Source organism: Rummeliibacillus sp. TYF005, from assembly GCF_003844195.1.
Lineage (GTDB): Bacteria > Bacillota > Bacilli > Bacillales_A > Planococcaceae > Rummeliibacillus.
Genome location: NZ_ML122559.1, coordinates 34,755 through 52,002, shown reverse-complemented (window position 1 = coordinate 52,002; position 17,248 = coordinate 34,755). Strand labels below are relative to the sequence as shown.

At 34.3% G+C, this 17,248-nt stretch carries 11 protein-coding genes; 6 read left to right on the top strand and 5 right to left on the bottom strand.

Annotated features, from left to right (window positions below):
• Positions 1–138: 138 nt before the first annotated feature.
• Positions 139–1,146, bottom strand: coding sequence for an immunoglobulin-like domain-containing protein (locus CW357_RS10445; protein WP_124217981.1), 1,008 nt, complete (start codon positions 1,144–1,146; stop codon positions 139–141).
• 476 nt (positions 1,147–1,622) lie between these two features.
• On the opposite strand from CW357_RS10445, the gene CW357_RS10440 reads away from it, so the two are divergent.
• The 4 genes from CW357_RS10440 to CW357_RS10425 all read left to right on the top strand — a co-directional run bounded on the left by CW357_RS10440 (position 1,623) and on the right by CW357_RS10425 (position 10,389).
• Positions 1,623–3,290 (top strand): Ig-like domain-containing protein, encoded by a 1,668-nt coding sequence (locus CW357_RS10440; RefSeq protein WP_124217980.1) that lies wholly within the window; start codon positions 1,623–1,625, stop codon positions 3,288–3,290.
• A gap of 902 nt (positions 3,291–4,192) precedes the next feature.
• Positions 4,193–8,695 (top strand): endonuclease, encoded by a 4,503-nt coding sequence (locus tag CW357_RS10435; protein ID WP_124217979.1) that lies wholly within the window; start codon positions 4,193–4,195, stop codon positions 8,693–8,695.
• Positions 8,696–8,979: 284 nt separating this feature from the next.
• Positions 8,980–9,171 carry a hypothetical protein gene (locus CW357_RS10430; RefSeq protein WP_124217978.1) on the top strand — a complete coding sequence of 64 codons (192 nt, stop codon included), beginning with the start codon at positions 8,980–8,982 and terminating at the stop codon, positions 9,169–9,171.
• Between the two features lie 555 nt (positions 9,172–9,726).
• Positions 9,727–10,389 (top strand): plasmid pRiA4b ORF-3 family protein, encoded by a 663-nt coding sequence (locus CW357_RS10425; RefSeq protein WP_124217977.1) that lies wholly within the window; start codon positions 9,727–9,729, stop codon positions 10,387–10,389.
• A 161-nt stretch (positions 10,390–10,550) separates the two neighbouring features.
• Here the strand turns inward: CW357_RS10425 and CW357_RS10420 are convergent, their stop codons facing one another.
• Together CW357_RS10420 and CW357_RS10415 are read right to left on the bottom strand one after the other, a co-directional pair.
• Positions 10,551–11,738, bottom strand: coding sequence for a spr1629 family repressor/antitoxin (locus tag CW357_RS10420; protein WP_124217976.1), 1,188 nt, complete (start codon positions 11,736–11,738; stop codon positions 10,551–10,553).
• A 21-nt stretch (positions 11,739–11,759) separates the two neighbouring features.
• The gene (locus CW357_RS10415; RefSeq protein WP_124217975.1) at positions 11,760–12,533 is read right to left on the bottom strand and encodes a spr1630 family ClpXP-sensitive toxin; all 774 of its coding nucleotides are present in this window, start codon (positions 12,531–12,533) and stop codon (positions 11,760–11,762) included.
• 671 nt (positions 12,534–13,204) lie between these two features.
• Between CW357_RS10415 and CW357_RS10410 the strand changes: the two genes are divergently transcribed.
• Positions 13,205–14,494 carry an arsenic transporter gene (locus tag CW357_RS10410; protein WP_206426820.1) on the top strand — a complete coding sequence of 430 codons (1,290 nt, stop codon included), beginning with the start codon at positions 13,205–13,207 and terminating at the stop codon, positions 14,492–14,494.
• An 81-nt stretch (positions 14,495–14,575) separates the two neighbouring features.
• Here CW357_RS10410 and CW357_RS10405 read toward each other — a convergent pair whose 3' ends face one another.
• Both CW357_RS10405 and CW357_RS10400 read right to left on the bottom strand, forming a co-directional pair.
• Positions 14,576–14,776: a hypothetical protein gene (locus CW357_RS10405; protein WP_124217973.1), complete on the bottom strand. Its 201-nt coding sequence runs from the start codon at positions 14,774–14,776 to the stop codon at positions 14,576–14,578.
• 212 nt (positions 14,777–14,988) lie between these two features.
• A complete protein-coding gene (locus CW357_RS10400; protein WP_124217972.1) occupies positions 14,989–15,468 on the bottom strand; it encodes a sigma-70 family RNA polymerase sigma factor in 480 nt (159 codons plus the stop codon).
• Positions 15,469–15,913: 445 nt separating this feature from the next.
• On the opposite strand from CW357_RS10400, the gene CW357_RS10395 reads away from it, so the two are divergent.
• The gene (locus CW357_RS10395; RefSeq protein ID WP_124217971.1) at positions 15,914–16,804 is read left to right on the top strand and encodes a hypothetical protein; all 891 of its coding nucleotides are present in this window, start codon (positions 15,914–15,916) and stop codon (positions 16,802–16,804) included.
• Positions 16,805–17,248: the final 444 nt, after the last annotated feature.

The window sequence follows — 17,248 nt, the reverse complement described above, 5'->3', positions numbered from 1 at the left end:
TTATAAATTTTTGAACTTTCCACATTCTATATCAACACATCTTTAAAAAACACCTGATCAATGATGAACAATGACAAAATAAGTCCTTAATCTCTTCGGAGGTTAAGGACTTAATTATTTGAATAAGTGTATTTAAATTTATTTCACTCTAATCTTAATTGTCTTCTTGGCTGTATTTCCAGCTGCATCAGTAGCTTTATAAGTCAGTTTATAAGACCCTTTTTTCTGTGTGTTTACCTTTCCACTCACTTTTAATTTATCTGTGATGTCACCATCATGTTCATCTGTAACTGTTATGCCTTTTAATGAGTTAAATGAACTTTTTCTTTTGATTGTTTTACTTTTCGCACCTTGAATAACAGGTTTTTTGATATCATCAAATGTTGTTGCTTTTAGACTATATGGTGCTGCTTGAGAATCATTATTTATATTGATATAGTAGATTCCTTTGTCCAGAATAGCAGAGTAACTTGTTGTTCCATTCATTTTTAAATCTTTGGAGTTTATTTCTTCATCATCTTCGCCCGTAATTTCCCAACTAAAGCCTGGTACTTGTTCTGTATTTGTAAAATCTAGATGAACTTTTTGTTTGTGATTGAGTTCAAGTTGATAAACGTCTCCATAATCCTCTGTAGTTGAAATGGAATCGTAAATAGCTTCACCACTTTTTAGTAAAAAGGCTGTTTCCGGACTATCATGATAATCCTCTGTTGTCATAGGTATAGGGTTAGCTGTTTCTGTAATACTATACTTTCCTCCGTTATCATCATTTTCTATTCGAATAAAGTATGATCCGGCAGGTAAAATCGCTCCAAAGGTTGATTCTGTGCGACTTACATTTTCGCTATTGCTAAGTGGATAATTTTCGTCATCTAAATCGTACAATCCCCAAAGGAATCCACCTTTATGATCTAAATTATTAATCTTAATTGTAACTTTAGATGTTTTGTCTAAATCGAACGCATAGTAATCTTCATCAAATTCATCTCCAATATTTCCAATAATAGTATCTCCATTTAAGATGAACTGTGCATCACTCGAGGAATCATTCTCCTCTATTTCAGTTATTTCTGCTGCATGAACTTGGAATTGGCTAAATCCCATCATGCTCCCTGCTAGTAATAAAGCATAAAATCCCTTTTTCATTGCTGTTCGCTTCCTTTATATATGATACATATTTACTATACAACTTATGTAGGTATTTTTGAATATATGTAAATTATAAAATATTGAGTTTGTTATGACTTAAATAGTGGTGCCAGGTACTAAAGCGATTCTGACAATAGGCGTAATTTAAGTCCTACGAGAGCAAAATAAGAACAGCCGAAACTTCCGTTATCAGTGTAAGATATTACTAGATTCACAAGCAATAATCTGCGCAAAATAAGAATTATAATTGTCAATTTTTCACCTAATTAACTTCCTTTCAAAAGCTTATTAGGCGTCAGGAATCCTACTATAATAGAATCGTCCATTCGATAATAAGCCCTTATTGAATTCATATATGTATATAGCTAAAATAATAAAATATTATAATCCACATGAATTTATTATAGTTAAAACAATAAACTAATAGTAGTATTAAATTACCAATTATTTAAATATTATAGGATGGTATAAATATGAAAAATTTGTTAGGACTTATAAGTTTCTTATTATTAATATTGTTTTGGTTACCTCTTTCTGTGGGAGCAGAGGGATTAAATCGTAATGTTCCGTCTGAGCAAGAAATTGCAAATTATATTAAGGCACATCCACCTAAAATCTATAATTCGGTGGAATATGCAAATGAACCATCATTGAAAAAGCCATACTTTGCGGGAAAAGTATCTACGGAGGCAGAAAATGCAGCATTAAACACAACAAACCTTATTCGATTTATTGCAGGATTGAGTGAAGTGAAGCTTAATCCAATTTTTAATGATTTAGCTCAGCATGCCTCAATGATCAATTCGATGAATGACGAACTATCTCATTATCCTGCAGTACCTAAAGGATTGACTGAAGACTCACCCTTGTATATAAAGGGTGCAACAGGTACAGGTAGTAGTAATCTTAGTGTAGGATATCGTACTATTGCTTCTTCAATCATCTCTGGATATATGTTTGATGCAGAATCACATAATATAGATACAGTTGGTCATCGTAGATGGATACTAGATCCAGGTTTAAAAGAAATCGGTGTAGGCATGGTAAATGATTATTCGGCTACATATGTATTTGATAATTTGGATAAAATATCAAAAAATGAGATACTAGCACCGTTGTATGGGCTCAGTCCAGTTATTGATAATCGTTATGAAAGTGAAGATGAGGAAGACTATGATAATGAGGACGATGGCGGATACGAAGATAATAAATATGAATATGCTGATGAGGATTATGAGTATCAGGATATTATAAATGATGGTGCGAATGTAGAAAAGACAGCGTGGCCAGCAGAAAATATGCCTCTACAATATATTAATAAAAGTCTACCATTCTCGCTTCAGCTGGGTTCAGCATATGAGGCAGATATCGATCAGATAAAAGTTACCATGATCAATAGTAAAACAGGAAATAAAATGATATTCGATAAATCTACTAAAGAAAAAAATGGTGCCTATTTCACCGTTAATAATGGAGGATATGGTGACTTACCTACTGCAATTATTTGGAGACCAAATTATAATGATATAAAAGAATATAAAGATGGTGATCAATACAATGTTCATATTGATGGTGTAGAAAAAAGTAGAGAACCAATTAATATTGATTATACTGTGAAGTTGTTTGATTTAGAGAATATACTTCCAAATTGGGAATTAGACCAAGATCAAATAACAATAGAAGTTGGAAATAAAACATCTGTTAAGGCACTTAAAGATTATGGTTATGAACTGTTTACCCCTTCTATTCAGTTAGATAAAAAGGGAGAAAAAATAGCCTATTTTTTAGATGATCAAGTCATTAAGGGGAAGAAAGTCGGTACAGGGAACATCGTGCTTGAATACTATAATCAAAAGCAGATAATCCCATTAAAAGTTATTCCAAACTCTAAAATTGTTCAAAAAGTAACCTTGAATTACAATACGTATCAATTAAAATTGGGGGAAAAGGTTCAACTAAAAGCCAAAATAACCCCATCAACTGCCAAAAACAAAAAAGTAACATTCTCTACTAGTAACTTACATATTCTAAAAGTATCTAAAACAGGTAAAGTTAGAGCTACAGGACGTGGAACAGCTAAAATTATTGCAACCGCATCAAATGGGAAAAAAGCAATTTGCAAAATTACTGTGACAGACTAGGGGAAAGGTAGCCAAGATTCATGTTCCAAACTAGCCTAATATTAGGTAAAAAGATTTCAATCTCCTCAGGGATTGGAGTCTTTTTCTTTTAAAAGTTGTAGTATTCGCTCTCACAACAATTTAAGTCCTCGCAAGCGGATTTGTGGCAATCGAAAAATACTCCCATAATCGCGGCAGAAGATATTATTAGATTTGAACAAGAAGTGATCCGCACCCAATGGATTAGGTTGTCCAAAAGAATCAGTAAAAAGGATTTTGATTTTTCATAAGAATTCTGAAAGAAACATAAAATACCAAACAATTACTGTCAACAAAGAATTCGTTATAACTGATTTGATAGCAACACATATAGCCTTATTTAAAATATATTAATATTGTAAATATTAGGTATTTTATATGTAATAGTATAGAAAAGACTTTATTCATAGTGAATAATTATAGTGTCAGTAATTGGCATAACATTTTATACTCGCAAAATGCCATTAATAACAATAGAGGGGGATTATTATTTGTAGTGAATATCAAATTTTTTAAGTCTTCAATAGCAATTGCTCTTGATCTAAAAAGGTTTAGTCACATACACTGTAAATCCAGTTCCTACCGTGAATATTTTAGGTGATTATACTCTTGTATCTACGCAAAAGATTCGAAATACACTTCAGACGAGCCTACTGTTGTAGCATCTACGAAAACAGGAAAACTACTTAAAACAAGGCAAAGGGTGATTGCACTATAACATCTCCACCTACTTTGAATGATGTATTATTTTTTCTAACATTAAAGTAAAAGGGAATCTAGATGCTTCTAGTGCTAAGGACAGTGAAATCTCTTTTGATGGAATTGAAGTATAAGAAGAAATGTTTTAATTTTCAATAAATTCTGATAAAGAAAGGACTGATTAAATGAAAAATAGAAGATGGAAAAAGCCTTTTAATGCATTTTTGTCAACACTATTAGTTGCGAGTATTTTAACGCCGACAATTCCTACCTCCGCTGCAACGGCACAAGCTTCAAATCTCATTATTTCAGAGTATATTGAGGGAAGTAGTTTTAACAAAGCAATTGAGCTTTATAATGGGACTGGCTCTGACATAGATTTAAGTCAATATAAATTAGAACTATATGTAAATGGAGCTTCTCCCGCAGGTCAAACATTACAACTTACTGGAAATCTGAATGCGGGTAAAACTTATGTCATTCATCATAAAGATGCAAATGATTCGATAAAGAGTAAGGGGAATTTAGTTAATTCTAACGTTATTAATTTTAATGGGGACGATCCTGTAGTTCTAAAAAAAGGTGATGATGTTATTGATTCCATTGGACAAGTTGGTCAGAGAGTCAATAACGCCGCCGATGTAACATTAGTCCGAAAATCCAATATTACAGCAGGAGATACAATTGTTGATGATCCATTTGATCCAAAAAAAGAGTGGGAAGTATTACCGAAGGATGATGCATCTAATCTCGGTCAACATACAATGGATGGTTCTTCAGTAGATCCAGGAAATCCAGATAATCCAGGTGATGGAGACATCAAATCGATTGCACAAGCAAGAGCACTGCCAGTAGGTGACAATGTTACGATTAAGGCAGTAGTAGCAGCAAAGTTAAAAAATACGATCTCCGTTCAAGATGGTACAGGTGGAATTGCAGTACGTCCAACTTCACTAGATGTAGAGGTTGGCGATGAAGTCACATTAAAGGGGAAATTAGCTGATTACAGGGGACTATTGCAATTAGATGCGGCAACGATTGTTGAGAAAGATATAAACAAAGGTATGCCAACATCAAAAGTGGTGTCAGGTGCAGAAGTTTCAGAAGAGAATGAGTCTCTTCTAGTAACAGCAAAGAATATTAATATTCTTTCTGTAGAAGACGGCACCACTTGGGCTAACTATACGGTAACAGATGGTCAGGCACAATTTGTGGTACGTGATGAAACAAATACCTTAAATTTAGAAGTTGGAAAAACGTATGCATCAATCACGGGGATTGTGCAACAATTTGATAACGTCTATCAAATTATCCCACGTTCCATAGCAGACATTATTGAAGATGAGAATGTGGTTCAGTCTGTAATACCATCAGTTAAAGCTGGTTCTATTGCAAAAGGTACGAAGGTAGAGCTATCGACGACAACAGAAGGTGCAACGATTCATTTTACATTAGATGGCTCAACTCCAACCAAATCGAGCAATGTATACAGTCAACCTATCGCTATCGAAAAGAATATGACATTAAAAGCATTTGCTGTGAAAGATGGATTACAGGATAGTCAGGTGACTTCGTATGAATATACGGTTTTTGATCCAGAACAAGGAATCCAAATTCATGATATTCAAGGTGAGTCTCATCAATCACCTAAAAAAGGTGAGACTGTTGCAAGTGTTGAAGGAATTGTCACCTATCTTTATAAAATAGGCAGCGGAAACTATTTCCACATGCAAACTCCTGATGATAAAAAGGACAACAATCCAAACACATCAGAAGGAATTGTAGTTTATACAGGTAACACGGCTGCGAACGTTAAAGTCGGGGATCTTGTAAGTGTTGATGGAAAAGTGGATGAGTACCATATTGATGGTTATACCGATACAAAAAAAGAGACAGACTTGTCTGTTACACAGATACATGCGCGTAACGACCAAGGTGGTAAAGTGAATGTTGTGAAGAATAATGTCACTCTTCCAGAACCAATAATCATTGACCGCAATAATCTACCTTCTGAAGTGATTGATAATGATGGATTTGCTCAATTTGATCCAGAGGAAGACGCTATAGATTTTTGGGAATCTCTTGAAGGTATGCGAGTTCAAGTGGGAAATGTGAAAGCAGTTGCACCTCAGGAACATGGTGATCTGATCACAGTTTTAGAAGACAGAAAAACAGATACCATTCATGGTGGCGTTTTAATGACAGCCGATAATGCTAATGCTGATCGAATTCAATTTAAACTTTACGACAATACAAAAGCAAGAGAATTTAAAGTAGCAACAGGCGATAAATTTAGAGGTCCTATTACTGGAGTAGTTAACTATGGCTATCAAAATTATAAGATCTATGCTGATTATGATGAGATGAAATCAAAACATGTTGAAGGTAATTCAAAACCAGAAACAACAACAATTGTAAAAGCAGACGACAAATTGACGGTTGCTTCATATAATCTTGAGAACTTCTCTAATAATACAAAGGAAACTACCGATGACAAAGCACAAAAATTGGCTCGAGCATTTGCTTCTGATATGAAAAATCCTGATATCATTGGTGTTACAGAGGTTCAAGATAACAACGGTTCTTCTGCAGGGGATGCTAAAGCAGATCAAAGTTATCAACGGTTAATTTCTGAAATTAAAAAAGCTGGTGGCGTAAATTACAATTACGTTAATATTGACCCAGAAAATAATGCAGATGGGGGCGCCCCAAATGCGAATATAAGAGTTGGGTTCTTATATAATCCAGAACGTGTCCAATTAACAAAAGACATTCCTGCGGGTGATGCAACAACAGCTATAGCTTACGAGAATGGAAAGCTAACACTAAACCCAGGACGAATTGATCCAACGAATCCTGCATTCAATAATAGCCGAAAACCTTTAGCTGCTCAATTTGATTTTAATGGTAAGAGTGTTGTTGTCATTGCAAATCACTGGAACTCAAAATCAGGTGACACGCCACTATTCGGCTCAACACAGCCACCTAGATTGGAAAGTGAAGAGCAACGTCATAAGATTGCAAATGTTGTAAAAGACTTTGTAGAAGAGATAAAGGCTGATAACCCTGATGCCAATATTGTCTCAGTAGGGGACTATAATGATTATCAATTTACGCAATCGTTAAAAATTCTAGAAGGCAATCACATGACGAATATGATCAACAAAGTAGAAGAAGCTGATCGCTATACGTACCTTTATCAAGGAAATTCACAAGTATTGGACCATATATTGGTTTCAAACAATTTAGCTAAATCAACAAAAATTGATATTCTCCATATCAACGCAGATTTCACGGATATGGCTGGCCGTGCAAGTGACCATGATCCAGTAATGGTACAACTTGATTTATCTGATAAATCAGATGAGGTTGTTCCTGAAAAAACGTACAACTTAGTAAACATAAGAGAGAAGGAACTAACATTCTCTGAGCCAAGCATTTCCGTGAATTTTGAAAGTGGCAAGATTACAAAAGGAATCATCATTACAAGTTCCAAGTATGCTGAGCTGAAAGGGGCGGGATTCACAAGCAAGGGCTTTAACGGTTCAAGTGTTACGATTAAACCGAAAGAACCTGGTGCCGTTATCAACTTCTCAGGACTTCAACTAGGAAAAGTCATCATTGATGGACCGAATGTGAAAGTAATTAGGGGTGCTGAAAATATTAAAAAAATCCATTATAAGAATGGTGCAAATCCTGAAAGCATTCAGTTTATAGATTCAGATGATGAAACACCCTCAACACCAGCAGAGAACAATGCTCCAGTAGCAATAAAAAAGTTTGAAAATCAAACTTTGACAGTAGGGAAAAAACTAAATTTCACTTTGACAGACTATTTCCAAGATCCTGATGGAGATAAACTAACATTCAGTTCTACAATAGGAACGATTAAAGATTCAGAACTAACTCTGGATTTATCTGTTGGTACACATATAGTGGGAGTTACAGCTACAGATGGAGAGAAATCCGTCACCTCTAGTTTTTCTGTAACTGTTACTGCTGAAGATACTTCAGATGAATACTATAGGGATGCAGTTGGAAAAAAGGGACAAATGTTAAAAGCTGCATTACATGATATCATAGATGATCAGCGTGTGCTTTCGTACAGTCAGGTATGGGATGCATTAAAAGTAACAGATGAAGATCCGAAAAATTCGAATAACGTCATTCTTCTATATACTGGCGAGTCTCGTCCAAAGAGTAAAGCTGGTGGTAATGTTGGAGACTGGAATCGAGAGCATACTTGGGCAAAATCCCATGGTAATTTTGGAACAAGTAATGGCCCAGGTACAGATATTCATCACTTGAGACCAAGTGACGTTCAGGTGAATGGTGCAAGAGGAAATTTAGACTTTGATAATGGGGGAAGTTCAGTGGTGAATTGTCCTAAGTGTAAAAGAGATGGAGATTCTTTTGAGCCACCTGATGATGTAAAAGGCGATATCGCTAGAATGTTATTTTACATGGCAACACGCTACGAAAAGGGAGACAAAGTTGACTTAGAATTGAACGATAAAGTTAACAATGGATCAACCCCATACCATGGAAAACTGTCCGTTCTACTTCAGTGGAATAAGCAAGATCCTGTAAGTGAATGGGAAAGACAACGAAACGAAAAAATATACAACATACAAGGAAATCGCAATCCATTCATCGACCACCCTGAATGGGTTGAAGAAATTTGGTGAGTTCAAGAGCCTGGTATTTCAGGTGATTGGCAATAGGAAGATTCAGATGATTGTATACAATTAATTCCTTAATCTCTTCGGAGGTTAAGGGATTTTTTGTTGGATAATACATAGGTGAAAGTTTAACAATAAGGATAGAATTAATGATGAGCTAAACACAAGCTTTAGTATCTAGTTTAGGATTTTGTGTCGGGCATTCATTACTGAACGAAGACAGTATGTAATCGAAATACCATGATTAGTGCTATACTTGTGGGTATCTGAAAGGAGTATGACCATATCTTATGAAATACTTGAAATCTCAAATGAACCAATTGGTTAAAGAAAATAAAGAATTACAAAAACACTTAAAAGAATTGATGGTAAACATGGATCTTGAGAAAAACTATGCGCTTAAAGCTTTGTATCATTCAGAAGTTGCCGATGGAGGAAAGTATCAGTCAGCATACCAAGAACTTGACCTGCCTAAAGAGTAAAACAACATAATTCCACACATATTTAAGTCCTTAATCTCCTCGGAGGCTAAGGGCTTTTCTTTTATGTTTGTTTATCCGCTTGAATAGAAGGATTATCCGCTCCTTCCACAGGAATATCCGCCCGATAAAGAGATTAATCCGCTCGAAAACAAATTGAATCCGCCCTTACAACAATTTAAGTCCTCGCAGGCCGTTTCGTAGCAGCGGAAAAATACTCCCATGATTCGCGGCAGGCATTACTAGATTTGAACGAGCAACTGAGCCGCGCACAATGGTATTGAGGAATTAATTCGCTCTTAGGCTCGTTTTATTCGCTCCTATCAGGAATTAATTCGCTCTTTTCGTCCATTTATTCGCTCGAAAGGAAATAGTATTCGCCCTTACAATAATTTAAGTCCCTAGGCCCTTAGCCCAGGTATCTGAAACCAGCACAATTCAAGTTCTTAATCTCATCATGAGTTAAGAGTATTTTACTTTAGCATTTAAAGGCTAGATTGCTTAATTTCAGTCAATATTAGATATAATTAAGCTAGTCAAGATAAACGAGGTGAATACATGAAAGCGTACATTCTTACAATTACATTTAAAGATATTGAACCAGCTATATGGAGAAAAGTGGTGATGCCTGCAGGCGCAACATTTAATCGTTTACATGAGATGATACAGAATGTAACAAATTTTCAAAGTGAATGGATTGATGAACCTTACCACTTTTTTGAATTTGTCATTGATCATGAAATTATTACGAATAATCCTGTTACCCTGGAGGATTTTAAGAAGAGTAAGAGAGAAAATCTAAAATTTACAGTAAAATCACCTACACATACGAAGATTGATAAGTATTTAGAAAAATATGATGAAATCTTATATTGCTATGATTTTGGGGATGGATGGCAAATTACCATTAAAGTAGATGAGGTAGTTAATGATTATTATTTTGGTTTTCCAACTGTATTAGCAGGAGAAGGAGCAGCGCCACCAGAAGATGTAGGGGGGCCACCTGGATTTATGGGATTTCTGAAAGTTTATAATAACAAAGACCATCCGGATTTTCTAGATACCTTTCGCTGGGCCGAAAAACAATATTTTAAACCTTTTGACCGCAACCAAGTGAATGACCGATTGAAATACCAGAAGTATCAAAAGACAGAATGGGATAAAATCGATCATGCAAATTATGTAGTTTTATCAGATAAGTATCGTGGACCTAATCAATAGCGTAATTTTAAAATATATATTGGATGATTGATGAAGTATGTTGATGGAATTTTATAATGTACAAAAGTCATGTAGCAATATAAATTTGAGTAATATTTAAAAACTAGTTAACAACAGATGATTGTTAACTAGTCAACCTCAGACTTTGGGTAAATCTATTCTTAATTTACTTTGATGTTCAAGTCAGATATAGAGAAGGTTTTATTTTCTAATCTGTAGTATTGATCAAAGAAAGTTTCATCAATTCCGGTTAATTTAGTTAAAAATCGTTTATTTATTTGTAAATCGTCTATTAAAGTAGATACAGATAAAATATTCTTTTCAAAAAGTAATTGAAGGATACTTTTAACTTTAGATGGTCTATTTATAAGTATTACATCATCTAAAGGTTCTTTCTCTTTGTAGCCTTTTTTGTTTATGGACATATAAAAATATCTGTACTGTTGATATTCGATTAATTTTAATTTGAATGCTTTTATAGCAATTGCTTGCAACGAGACCAACCATTTTTGCTTTAGCTCAATGTAAGCATCAGGATTTGATTTTTTTGTGATTTTTGTAAAGTCTTTTATGAATTCGTTGTCAGGTAGAAGAAATTCAGAAGCAAATGTATCTGCTTCTTTTTCTAACAGTTTATATTCGGCAGTGTTTCGTGTTGTAAATTCTACTTTATAGTGTAGCAAAAGATGACCTAATTCATGTGCTAAATCGAAATTTCTTCTAACTGCTGATTTCTTTAATGTTCCTAGTATAATGTAAGCTCTGTGATCATTAGTCCAGATACTATAAGCATCAATCGACTGTCCTATTTCCTTTTCAAAAACGAATATGCCTGATTTTTCAAGAAGAAATAGCAAGTTTTTGTTGGATGTTTTGGACAATCCAATTTTTTCTCGTGCTAGGGCAGCAATATAAGAAATTTGTTGTTGACGTTCTAAGTTTACATGTGTCCGTAAAAAGGAAACAACTTCTTCTCGTAATTCGAATAGTGTGTTTTTCGGATAGGATATTTTACCTTCTATTTTTTTTAAAAAGGCATCTACATACTGTAAATACATGGTTTCGCTATGGGTTTTATGGGCAGAGTTAATCGTTTCAGAACGATATGCGATATTTACACGATCAATATTTTCTTGGTCATATTTTTCTAGTAAATCACTTGTATAGAAATAAGTACCCTTTACATCGAAAATTTCTTTGAGTTTATTTATAGTTTCTAATTTAGGGGAAACATAACCATTCTCGTATTGCCATATAGCCTGTTCAGTAACGCCTATTTTTTCAGCCAACTGACTTCTACTTAGGTCATATAAAATTCTTATATTTGTAAGGCTTTTACCGATAAACACAGGTTTAGACCTCCTTATTTTCTAACTCTCCCCAGCTGGATCAATATCTTTTTCATCCTCTTCAATTGCAATACCGAATGAAAGAGCATCATATTCTTCATCTGACTGGTTTCCTAATATGTTTTTTAGTCTTTCATCTATAGTAAAGGCGTTTTCAGCATTAATATATTGTGTTAAATCATCAATTAGATAAGCTTTATTGTCTTCTGGATTTGGCATAAATAAAGAAATTTGAGAGATTAATTGGTTTTCATCGATTTCATAAGTCACGATATAAAAACGATCAACATTCCTATTTGTAGCGATTTTTTCAATTTCTTGCATATCTGAATCATTCAGCGGGTAATCATCGAAAAGACTTAATTGAACATATCCAGTAACTTTTTCAAGCTTAACTTGTCTAAAGTCGATATGAGAATTAATATTGACTAATTTTTTCATATAAGACATATTAGTGGTACGTGTTTTTCCTTTAGCATCTTTGCCTTGTGTAACCTCATCTGCATTGAAATATTTTGCATTTTTTATGACGAATAATATATTTTCTTCGCCTATATAAAATTGTAAGTATCTCCACGTCATACCTGCTTTTGCAGATATGTATTGAACACCAAGTTTTTCGCATGTTCTTGCAATGTTATCTTCGATATGATTTCCTTTGACCCAAGCATATGCACTACTAATAATCATATTAGTAGCTCGCTCTCTTCTAATATCAGTATACTCTTTATAACCTGCCATTAAACCATCGACAAGCGCTTGGTTTAACACTTTATCTAATTTATAGTTAATCACCTAATCACACCTCCATATATTCTAAAAGATTAATTCTATTTTATTAAAGAAAATATGATTTGTATAGAAAATCATTAAAGTGATAACACAAAAAGGTTCAATCAGAAATACTCCCATGATTCTCGGCAGATATTGCTAGATTTGAACAAGCAACCGGTCCACGTGCAATGGTAATGAGCAATTTATTCGCTCTTTCGTATGGAATATTCGCTCCCTGTGGAAGTTAATGCGCTCCTAGAGTAGGTTTATTCGCTCGAAATAAAATAGTATTCGCTCTCTCAACAATTTAAGTCCCCAGCCCCGCACGAGAGCAAATTCATAGCAGCCGAAAAATACTCTCATAATCCGCGGCGGATATTACTAGATTTGAACAAGTAACAGCGCCGCGCACAATGGTATTGAGGGATTAATTCGCTCTTAGGCCCGTTTTATTCGCTCCTATCAGGGATTAATTCGCTCCCTCCACCAATTTATTCGCTCCATTTCGAATAGTATTCGCCCTTACAGCAATTTAAGTCCTCGCAAGCGTATTCGGAGGGTCAGAAATCACCAGATTCACCAAGCAACCAATCCGCGCTCATTAGCTGTTCAAAAACTATCGTGCATCCTGATTGTATGGTGGTATGATATAGAAAGTATTTTGGATTTATGTAGAAAGAAGGATTGTGGGAATGGCGATTGTAGCAACTGTTATCTTTTTGGTGACATTATTTTTTGTGATATGGCAGCCAAAGGGATTGAATATAGGCCTAACAGCGTGTGTGGGGGCGATTATCGGGTTAGTAGTTGGTGTTGTTGATTTTCAAGATGTTGAGAAGGTAGTGGGGATTACTTGGAATGCAACATTAACGTTTGTAGCTATTATTATCATTTCGCTTATTTTAGATGAAATTGGATTATTTGAGTGGGTTGCTTTGCAGATGGCAAGGTTATCGAATGGCAATGGCATCAAAATGTTTGTGTATGTCAGTATTTTAGGTGCTCTTGTAGCTGCGTTCTTTTCGAATGATGGAGCAGCTTTGATATTAACGCCGATTGTATTGGCAATGGTTCGTAATTTGAATTTTAAAGAGACAATGGTGATTCCTTTTATCATGGCGAGTGGATTTATAGCAGATACGACATCTCTACCATTTGTCATTAGTAATTTGGTGAACATTGTCTCGGCGGATTTTTTTGATATCGGGTTTGTAGAGTATGCGGCAAGAATGATTCTACCGAATATTTTTTCTTTAATAGCAACAATTACTGTACTATCTATTTATTTTAGGAAAAATATTCCAAGTCGATATGATGTATCTAAGCTAAAAGAGCCAAAAGAAGCGATTCGAGATCAAGGAATGTTTCGACTTTCTTGGGTCGTATTAGTATTGTTGTTAATCGGTTATGTGACGAGTGAATGGGTAGGGGTGCCTGTTTCAATTATTGCTGGAATGATTGCGATATTCTTATTAGTTATGGCTAAACAGAGTCATGCAGTTGATACTAAAGCTGTTTTAAAAGGTGCACCATGGACAATTGTATTTTTCTCAATTGGGATGTATGTTGTCGTTTATGGTGTTGGGAATGCTTGGCTAACACATTCCTTAGCAGATGTGATTGAAAAGTTAGCTACACAAGGTTTATATGTATCAACTGTTGCAATGGGCTTTATCGCAGCTATTTTGTCATCGGTTATGAATAATTTGCCAACGGTTATGATTGATGCGCTAGCCATTGTACAAACAAATACGACAGGCGTTGTGAGAGAGGGACTTATTTATGCCAATGTGATTGGTTCCGATTTAGGTCCTAAGATTACGCCTATTGGTTCATTGGCAACACTAGTATGGCTCCACCTCTTAGCGGGAAAGGGAATTAAAATTTCCTGGGGCACTTACTTCAAAATGGGGATTACATTAACAATTCCTATCTTATTAATCACACTAACAGGGCTTTATATTACACTAATCCTATTTTAACAAATGAAGTCCTTGATCAATTTAGTAATCAAGGACTTTTAAAAAAATTGTAATTTGCGTAGCTTATATCATATCAGCAAATTAGTTAATGGGTCGCTTTTTATAGTTAAGTTCTTTATATATTTCTTGCACCTCATCTTCAGTGAATTTTCCTCTTTTGATAAGCGTATCGATAAATTTTTGAGGATATTCATTTTGAATTGCTTCGATGATCAAGTTTTTTAACTCCTTTTTCATCCTGTCCTCGGGCCACTCATTAAAACGATCTTCAGAAATATCCATTTTCCTATTGCCTCCAATAATTTTACTTGAATAATTTCAAGTAGATATACCTAATTTGGATATCCATTCAAAATCTATCCTTATTTTTGGCATGGACGAACCAAATGATTCATGTAGGTTCGGATTTTTGAGTTGAAATTTGAGACAATAATATGAGTATTTCTATATTGATATCTTTATCTTAAGAAGATTCAACGTACTACGGATACACATCAATACTCCATCAAATCTTTTCTCAATTTATCCAAAAGCCTCTTTTTTCTTTTTCGTAACGCATCGGCAGACTGATTATATTTTTTTGCTAATTCTTTAAAGGTATAGCCTTCTAGATAATAGTCAATTAGAAGCTGTTTATCTTCTTTTTTTAGATTGCTTAGAAATTGCTCGAAAATATCTGTGTTTTCTATTTCTGATGTTGGCGTGTAAAACTCGATAAGATCATCTTGTTCAGGGTAATAGCGTTCTTCATACCGGCTTTCCTTTTTAAGCTCATCTAATATACTTCCTTTAATACATGTGTAAGCATATGGTTCAAAGTCGCCTTGCTCTTGGTCGTAATTTTTCCATGCTTTCCATAAGGCAATTCGAGCTGTTTGACGATAGTGGTCATGATTTTTGTAAATACGACATTTTCGAATAGCAGCTGTGATCATTGGTTCAAAACCTTCAAGTACTTCTTCAAAGTTATTCATCAAAAGTTTCCAATCTCATTGTGCACAATGCTATATTCCTAGGTGCTTTGAGAATACAAATTTGTTTTGATATTTGTAAAATGAACAAAAATGAGTTTTATAGGGGTAAAAACGATAAAAAAATTTTGTCGATGAATTGTCGATGTTTATCGAAAGTCCGTCATATCAACGTTTTATGGCATGATAAAAATTTGATATGACTTAAATTTTCAGTAGGAAGGTGTAGATTTTATAAAATTTATCATTTTTTAAAAAATTACTTAAAATGTGAATAATTAGTTACAATTAGACTACAAATAATCCTTTTTTAAAAATAATTTGGTAATATATAGATAAAATTAAGCAGAAAGGATGTTGATAGATATGAGCAGGAATATCTAGTCGTTTTGTGAGTTTTTTCAAGGGGATTTTTTTAATTCATAAAAAGAATGGAGGAAATTGTAGAATGATCGTTAAACCTTCTGGATTAATGTCTGTTGATGGTTACGGGAGAGAAATAGATAACACTTTAGTTTGCGACTCGACAAATAATCGATTTGCTGTGATCGATGGAGATTCAGCACTAGGTCCATTTTCTGGTGCAAAAGCTGCAGAAATGATGCGACGTTATTTAAATGATCCAACATATTTAAATGACTCTTTAGAAGCAGTCATATGTGCAGCTAATAATGCGATTAGAAAAGAGAAAATTGGAAAAACGATCTGGTTTGACTACGATGAATCGGATAAACATATTCGAAATAGTTGTAGTGTCATAGCTATTCAGATTAGAGATGAACATTTAGAGTATGTTCAATCTGGAAATTGCATGCTCTTTGTACAATATGAAAATGGTACAATCCGTTGCGTTACCTATGATCACAAAGCAAAAGTACAAGTGAAATATCATTTAAAATTAAAGTCATCATTTCATTCTTTAAAAAAGGGATTAAGAAGAAAATACTCAGAGAAAAAGCTACAAACATGCTATGAAAATGCCGTTAAGTTAACAGAAACCTTTCAGAAAAAATGCCTCGCAAGCTCCAACACACATAAGGGATATTCTTCAATTGACGGGAGCAGACAAGCAATCAGCTTCTTGGAAAAAGGCAGCATTCCATTAATGGACATAAAGAAGATCGCATTAGTATCAGGCGGATTTCAACTACTCAACCACAAAACACCAGGACAAGAAAGATGGGGGGATACAGCGAAGCAAATTTTTAACCGCGGTTTTAAAAGCGCTTACACAAAAATTGCCGTCATGGAAAGAAACGACCCCTATTGCCTCCAATTCCCAAGAGCAGAACGGTCCGAGGATAAATCGGGAATCTTATTGGATGTATTGAGAAAATGAGATGCAAAACACCACCATATAGTTGAGGTGGTGTTTTTATTTTGATCTTCCGGAAACTATTAATAAAATTATTAACATTACTCAGTATTGAAATAATACATATTCTCATATAATCAGAAATTGGGAAGGTGGTAGACAGTATAAAGTAAAAGGAGTATCGAAAATGACAAACCATGAACTAAGATTTGTATAAGAAGAACGATCGGGTACTCACAATTGACTTGAATTGTGAGTACCTGATTTAATGTATTACTAAAGATTTATCTAATTCTCCAAAAGCGATTACTTCATATGAAATCCTCCTCCCCATCCATCTGTTAGTAGAATTATTCCATTGTAATAAATGTAAATATATCCTTGGAATTATATTAATTTATAGATTAAATGGTGATTATTTTTTATAATAGTATATATTACTAAATTGGTAATAAATACTATAAAGGG

Excerpts from the sequence above, each read along its gene's own strand:
- CW357_RS10445 (WP_124217981.1), bottom strand. The coding sequence starts at position 1,146 with ATGAAAAAGGGATTTTATGCTTTATTACTAGCAGGGAGCATGATGGGA.
- CW357_RS10440 (WP_124217980.1), top strand. The coding sequence starts at position 1,623 with ATGAAAAATTTGTTAGGACTTATAAGTTTCTTATTATTAATATTGTTT.
- CW357_RS10435 (WP_124217979.1), top strand. The coding sequence starts at position 4,193 with ATGAAAAATAGAAGATGGAAAAAGCCTTTTAATGCATTTTTGTCAACA.
- CW357_RS10430 (WP_124217978.1), top strand. The coding sequence starts at position 8,980 with ATGAAATACTTGAAATCTCAAATGAACCAATTGGTTAAAGAAAATAAA.
- CW357_RS10425 (WP_124217977.1), top strand. The coding sequence starts at position 9,727 with ATGAAAGCGTACATTCTTACAATTACATTTAAAGATATTGAACCAGCT.
- CW357_RS10410 (WP_206426820.1), top strand. The coding sequence starts at position 13,205 with ATGGCGATTGTAGCAACTGTTATCTTTTTGGTGACATTATTTTTTGTG.
- CW357_RS10405 (WP_124217973.1), bottom strand. The coding sequence starts at position 14,776 with ATGGATATTTCTGAAGATCGTTTTAATGAGTGGCCCGAGGACAGGATG.
- CW357_RS10400 (WP_124217972.1), bottom strand. The coding sequence starts at position 15,468 with ATGAATAACTTTGAAGAAGTACTTGAAGGTTTTGAACCAATGATCACA.
- CW357_RS10395 (WP_124217971.1), top strand. The coding sequence starts at position 15,914 with ATGATCGTTAAACCTTCTGGATTAATGTCTGTTGATGGTTACGGGAGA.